General features: G+C 35.3%; 5 protein-coding genes. All 5 read left to right on the forward strand.

Annotated features, from left to right (window positions below; all coding sequences use genetic code 11):
* Position 1 precedes the first annotated feature (1 nt).
* The 5 genes from hpt to lysS all read left to right on the forward strand — a co-directional run bounded on the left by hpt (position 2) and on the right by lysS (position 6,328).
* Complete coding sequence (gene hpt, locus AC1RP1_RS01800; protein ID WP_409021576.1) at positions 2-541, forward strand: hypoxanthine phosphoribosyltransferase; 540 nt, start codon at positions 2-4, stop codon at positions 539-541.
* A 93-nt stretch (positions 542-634) separates the two neighbouring features.
* Entirely contained in the window at positions 635-2,713 is a 2,079-nt protein-coding gene (gene ftsH / locus AC1RP1_RS01805; protein ID WP_409021575.1) for an ATP-dependent zinc metalloprotease FtsH, read from the forward strand.
* Positions 2,714-2,790: 77 nt separating this feature from the next.
* The gene (gene hslO, locus AC1RP1_RS01810; protein ID WP_481760849.1) at positions 2,791-3,675 is read left to right on the forward strand and encodes an Hsp33 family molecular chaperone HslO; all 885 of its coding nucleotides are present in this window, start codon (positions 2,791-2,793) and stop codon (positions 3,673-3,675) included.
* 71 nt (positions 3,676-3,746) lie between these two features.
* Positions 3,747-4,757: a tRNA dihydrouridine synthase DusB gene (gene dusB / locus AC1RP1_RS01815; protein ID WP_481760848.1), complete on the forward strand. Its 1,011-nt coding sequence runs from the start codon at positions 3,747-3,749 to the stop codon at positions 4,755-4,757.
* 71 nt (positions 4,758-4,828) lie between these two features.
* Positions 4,829-6,328 (forward strand): lysine--tRNA ligase, encoded by a 1,500-nt coding sequence (lysS, locus tag AC1RP1_RS01820; RefSeq protein ID WP_481760847.1) that lies wholly within the window; start codon positions 4,829-4,831, stop codon positions 6,326-6,328.
* Positions 6,329-6,667: the final 339 nt, after the last annotated feature.

A 6,667-nucleotide genomic window follows, 5' to 3' on the forward strand; every position in this document is an offset into this window, starting at 1 on the left:
TATGGATGAAGATATCAAAAAAGTTCTTTACAGTGAGCAAGAAATTCAAGATGTTACTCGGCGATTAGGAAAACAGATTACCGCTGATTATCAAGGCAAAAATCCATTGCTTGTTTGTATATTAAAGGGCGCCTATCTTTTTATGGCTGACATTGCTAAAAATGTTGCAGATTATGCAGAAGTTGATTTTATGAATGTTTCGAGCTATGGGGATGGTACCGTATCAACTGGTGAGATTAAGATTATCAAAGATTTAGATATTGATGTTAAAGGCAGAGATGTGATTATTGTTGAAGATATCGTGGATACAGGACAAACTTTAGCTTACTTAATCGATCTGTTTAACAATAGAAATGTAAAATCTGTTAAGGTTTGTTCGTTGTTGGACAAACCAGAAGGTCGTAAAGTGACTGTTAACGTTGATTATGCAGGATTTGAAGTTCCAAATGAATTTGTAGTTGGTTATGGATTAGATTATGCTGAAAAATATAGGAACTTACCATATATTGGCGTCTTGAAACCTGAAATTTATACAGAGTAAAATAATGGTCAAAGAATGTCAATTGTGATATAGTGTATCCTATTCAAACGATAGTTGAAATAAAAATAAAGAAAAACGGGCAGGAGAGTAGATATGAAAAACAATCCTAAAAATGGACTTTTTAAAAATAGTTTATTTTACATAGTTATCATGCTTGGGATAATGGGTGTAATGTACTTCTTTTTTGATGGAAACAGCAAAACGGAAACACAAGAAATTCAATCAAGTGAATTTGTCTCAAAATTACAATCAAACCAAGTGAAATCATTTGATATTCAACCATCAGGTGGTGTCTACAAAATAACAGGGACTTATAAGAAAGCTCAAACAGAAAAGAGCAAGGATACTGGGTTCTCATTAATTCCAGCTTCAAAGAAAACAACAAAAGTTAAAAACTTTACGTCAACAGTTATTCAAAATGATTCAAATATGGCACAAATTTTGAAATCATCTGAAGCAACAAAGACAAAAATGGATACAAAAGAAGAACAATCAGATAGTATCTGGTTGCAATTAGCAATTACGGTTATTCCACTTGTATTAATGGTCGGCTTTTTCTATCTTATGATGGGACAAGCAGGACAAGGTGGCGGTGGTGGCGGTAAGGTGATGAACTTTGGTAAATCAAAAACAAAACCTTCCGAGAAAAAAGATAATAAAGTTCGTTTTGCTGATGTTGCCGGTGCAGAAGAAGAAAAGCAAGAACTTGTTGAAGTTGTTGAATTCTTAAAATCACCACGCAAATTTGCTGATTTAGGCGCTCGAATCCCATCAGGTGTTCTCCTAGAGGGACCTCCTGGTACTGGTAAAACTTTACTCGCAAAAGCAGTAGCTGGTGAAGCTGAAGTACCATTTTATTCAATTTCCGGTTCTGATTTCGTAGAAATGTTTGTCGGTGTTGGGGCAAGTCGTGTACGTGATTTGTTCGAAAATGCTAAGAAAACTGCACCATCAATTATCTTTATTGATGAAATTGATGCTGTCGGACGTCGTCGTGGCTCTGGTACAGGTGGCGGTAATGATGAACGTGAACAAACATTGAACCAATTACTTGTTGAAATGGATGGATTTACGGGTACAGAAGGTGTGATTGTAATTGCAGCTACTAACCGTTCGGATGTTCTGGATCCAGCACTTTTACGTCCTGGTCGTTTTGATCGTAAAGTTTTAGTAGGTCGCCCAGATGTTAAGGGTCGTGAGGCTATTCTTAATGTTCATGCAAAAAACAAACCGTTAGCATCTGATGTTGATTTAAAAGTTATTGCTAAGCAGACACCTGGATTTGTTGGTGCTGATTTAGAAAATCTTTTAAATGAAGCTGCATTATTAGCTGCTCGTCGTAATAAATCAAAAATTGATGCAAGCGATATGGATGAAGCTGAGGATCGTGTTATTGCGGGACCAGCAAAACGTGATCGTACGATTAATGAAAAAGAACGTCAAACAGTTGCATTCCATGAAGCCGGACATACAATTGTTGGATTAGTCCTAAATGATGCTAGAGTTGTTCACAAAGTAACAATTGTCCCTCGAGGTCGTGCTGGCGGTTACGCAATCATGTTACCAAAAGAAGATCAAATGTTATTGTCTAAAAAAGATATGAGTGAACAAATTGCTGGATTAATGGGTGGACGTGCAGCTGAAGAAATTGTTTACAATGAACAATCTTCAGGCGCATCAAACGATTTCCAACAAGCAACACAAATGGCTCGCTCAATGGTTACTGAATATGGAATGAGTGAAAAACTCGGACCTGTTCAATTAGAAGGCAATAGCCAAATGTTCGCTGGTGGTTCAGGTCAACCAAGTGCTGCTTACTCAAGCAATACGGCTGACATTATTGATTCTGAGGTTCGTCGTCTATCTGAAGAAGGTATGAAACTTGCTAAAGAAATTATTGAAGCACATAGAGAACAGCATAAATTGATTGCTGATAAGTTATTAGAATTTGAAACACTTGATGAAAAAGAAATTTTAAGCTTGTTCGAAGATGGCAAAATGCCAGAAAAAGACGATGCAAATGAATTTCCGAGTGAAAAAGATGGTTCTTTTGAAGCAACAAAAAAAGAATTAGAACGTAAAGATGCAAAAAAAATAGCTGAAGAAACAGATGAAGTTGATTTATCTAAAACGGTTGTTTTTTACCCCAAAGTGAATAAAGACGATAAATAATCGTTACTTAAGAACTCCGATGGATTATCTATCGGAGTTCTTGTTGGTCTAAAATGAATTATTTAAGGAGAAAACGAATGAAAGATTATCTTGTAAAAAGTTTGGCCTTTGACGGTAAATTAAGAGTATATGCTGTTACTGCGACAAATACGGTTGCTGAAGCACAAAGGAGACATGACACATGGAGCGCAGCATCAGCTGCACTTGGGCGGAGCCTAATAGGAACATTATTACTAAGTACATCTACATTGTCAGCCGATGAAAAAATGACCGTTAAAATTAATGGTGATGGGCCAGTTGGTGCTATCGTAATTGATGGTAACGCTGATGGAACAGTTAAAGGATATCTGAGTGAACCCCACGTTCATTTACCATTAAATGAAAAAAATAAAATTGATGTTAAAGGTGCCGTTGGAACAACTGGATCAATGGCAGTAACAAAAGATATGGGTATGAAGGAACCGTTTACGGGACAAGTCCCATTGGTTTCAGGTGAACTTGGCGAAGACTTTACTTACTATTTAGCTAAATCAGAGCAGATTCCATCATCAGTTGGATTATCTGTATTTGTGAACACGGACAATACAATCGAAGTGGCCGGTGGGTTTATGATTCAAGTAATGCCTGGCGCAACTGATGAAGTTATCGATAATTTAGAAAAAAAATTAGCAGAAATGCCTATGATTTCAGAATTGCTAAGAGATGGTAAAACGCCAGAAGATATTATATATCTGATGTTTGGTAAAGAAAATGTTAATATCTTGGATACAATGCCAGTTGCGTTCGAATGTGATTGTTCAAAAGATAAATTTTACGGTTCATTAGCTAGTTTGCCAAAAAGCGATATCACTGAAATGATCGAATTGGATCATGGTGCCGAAGCTGTTTGTCGTTTTTGTGGAAATCGATATCAATATTCTGAAAATGAATTAATGAAATTATTAGAGGGTTCAGCTAAATAAATTTTATCAATATATGATTTGTGTTATGATACTAAACAATAGTAAGTGTAAAAAACGATGAGGTGAATAGAATGGAATGGAAAATTGGCGATATATTAATTCCTAATCAAGTAGTTGTTGCACCTATGGCAGGTGTAACAAATGCGGCATTCAGAATGATTTGTAAGGATTTTGGTGCTGGATTAGTAGTTTGTGAAATGATTTCTGATAAAGGAATCCAATTTAGAAATAAAAAAACGTTGAGCATGTTGTTTGTAGATCCAAGAGAACATCCAGTTAGCGTTCAAATTTTTGGCGGAGATAAGGAAACATTGGTTGCTGCTGCTAAGTTTGTTGAAGAACACACGTCAGCCGACATAGTCGATATTAATATGGGTTGCCCTGTACCTAAAGTAACAAAAACAGACGCAGGCGCACGTTGGTTGCTTGATCCAGATAAAGTATACGAAATGGTTGATGCGGTTACTAATGAGCTGTCAATTCCGGTAACAGTTAAAATGAGAACAGGCTGGGACGAAGATCATATTTTAGCAGTTGAAAATGCCTTAGCTGCTGAACAAGGTGGTGCAGCTGCACTTGCAATGCACGGAAGAACACGTTTCCAGTTGTATAATGGTAAAGCAGATTGGAATATTTTACATGAAGTTAAAAGTAATTTAAAAACAATTCCTTTTATGGGTAATGGTGATATTAAAACGCCACAAGATGCAAAGAAGATGTTAGATGAAGTCGGTGCCGACGCTGTTATGATAGGCCGTGCTGCATTAGGAAATCCGTGGATGATTAGGCAGACAGCAACGTACCTTGAAACAGGTGAACTCATTGCTGAACCTTCAGCATCTGATAAAATTTTAGTTGCTAAAGAACACTTGCACGCACTTTGCCAGATAAAGGGTGAGGTTATTGGACCTAAAGAATTCAGAAGTCAAGCAGCATACTACTTAAAAGGTATTTCGCGTTCAGCTCGTGCTAAAGCAGCATTGAATGAAGCAAATTCAGAAGCTACTATGATAACGATATTTGATAAATTTTTAGAAGATACAAAAGAACGTGAATTCAAATTAATGCAAAAAGAAGCATAGAATTAGTTGCATTTTATTGGGTTAATTGGCATGATAGTAAGTGAAATATGTAATTAAGTGAGGGATATAATATGGTAAAGCAAGAACAAAGTATGAATGATCAATTAAAGGTACGTCGTGAAAAAGTTGTTGAACTTCGCGAAGCAGGGGTCGATCCATTTGGACACCGCTTTGAACGTAAAGACATGACTAAAGCATTACATGATAAGTATGATGCATTAACTAAAGAAGAACTTGATGGTATGGATATCCAAGCTACTATCGCAGGTAGATTAATGTCTAAACGTGGTAAAGGTAAAGTGAGTTTCGCTGATATTCAGGATAAAGATGGACGTTTACAATTATATGTCCGTAAAGATGTTGTAGGTGAAGATACATATCATATCTTTAAACGTTCAGATATTGGTGATTTTGTTGGTATAACAGGTGATGTTATGAAAACAGATATGGGTGAATTAACGATTCGCCCAACAGAAGTTACTTTCCTATCAAAAGCATTACGACCATTACCAGATAAATTTCATGGTTTGCAAAATGTAGAACAAATCTATAGACAAAGATATCTTGATTTAATCACAAATCGTGAAAGCTTTGATCGATTTATGAAACGTAGTCAAATTATTTCAGCTGTAAGACGTTATTTAGATGGTAATGGATATATTGAGGTTGAAACGCCAGTACTGCATAACCAAGCAGGTGGAGCATCAGCTAAACCATTTACAACACATCATAATGCGTTAGATATTGAACTATACTTGAGAATTGCACTAGAATTACATTTAAAACGACTTATCGTTGGTGGAATGGAAAAAGTATACGAAATTGGTCGAGTGTTCCGTAATGAAGGAATTGATACAAAACATAATCCTGAGTTTACAATGCTTGAAACGTACGTTGCATACTATGACTTCCATGATGTAATGGATGAAACTGAAGGCATTTTTAAAGCAGTCGCAGATGTAATTTCAAATGACGGAATTATTGAATATGATGGAAAAAAAGTAGATTTTAATAAAAAATTTGCAAGAGTTCATATGGTAGATGCTATTAAGTCCGTAACTGGAGTGGATTTTTGGAAAGAAATGTCAGTTGAAGAAGCACAAAAATTGGCAGATGAACATCATGTTAAATATGAAACATATTGGAAAGTTGGCCATATCATTAATGAATTTTTCGAAAAATTTGTTGAAGATACAATTGTTGATCCTACTTTTGTTTATGGACATCCTTTAGAAATTTCGCCTTTAGCAAAGAAAAATGAAGATGATCCAAGATTTACGGATCGTTTTGAAATGTATATTTTAGGTACAGAATATGCTAATGCATTTACTGAGTTAAATGACCCCATTGATCAAAGAGAGCGATTTGAGTCCCAAGTTGAAGAACGTGAAGATGGTAACGATGAAGCGGAAGGAATCGATGAAGATTTCATTGAAGCACTCGAATATGGTATGCCACCAACAGGTGGTTTAGGAATTGGAATAGATAGGTTGGTTATGTTAATGACTGATGCACAATCTATCAGAGATGTGTTATTATTTCCAACTATGAGACCAGATGATAATCAATAAATATTTTTAAATTATTTTATAGGATTATTTTTGATGAATAATATTATATGAGAGTATTGTCGCTATGTGACAATACTCTTTTTTTACTTTTATTTCAGCAGTAAAAGTAATAATAAAACACGATGTACACGTTTACATTCATTGATTTAGATTTAATTTAAATAAAGGCTTGACGAAGGTGATTATTCTTGGTAAAGTAATAAACGTTGCTTCAGTAGTAAACAACTAATTCAAATGTGACCAGTTAATTAATTAAAAAAGTTCTTGACAATTAACGAAATCCTTGATATGATATAAAAGTTGTCAAAAGCAACCAAGTAGATCTTTGAAAACTGAACA

The sequence above is a fragment of the Dellaglioa sp. CoH-56-MRSF-13 genome (assembly GCF_056782095.1).

Coding starts and splice junctions, on each gene's coding strand:
- dusB (WP_481760848.1), top strand. CDS start 3,747: ATGGAATGGAAAATTGGCGATATATTAATTCCTAATCAAGTAGTTGTT.
- lysS (WP_481760847.1), top strand. CDS start 4,829: ATGGTAAAGCAAGAACAAAGTATGAATGATCAATTAAAGGTACGTCGT.
- hslO (WP_481760849.1), top strand. CDS start 2,791: ATGAAAGATTATCTTGTAAAAAGTTTGGCCTTTGACGGTAAATTAAGA.
- hpt (WP_409021576.1), top strand. CDS start 2: ATGGATGAAGATATCAAAAAAGTTCTTTACAGTGAGCAAGAAATTCAA.
- ftsH (WP_409021575.1), top strand. CDS start 635: ATGAAAAACAATCCTAAAAATGGACTTTTTAAAAATAGTTTATTTTAC.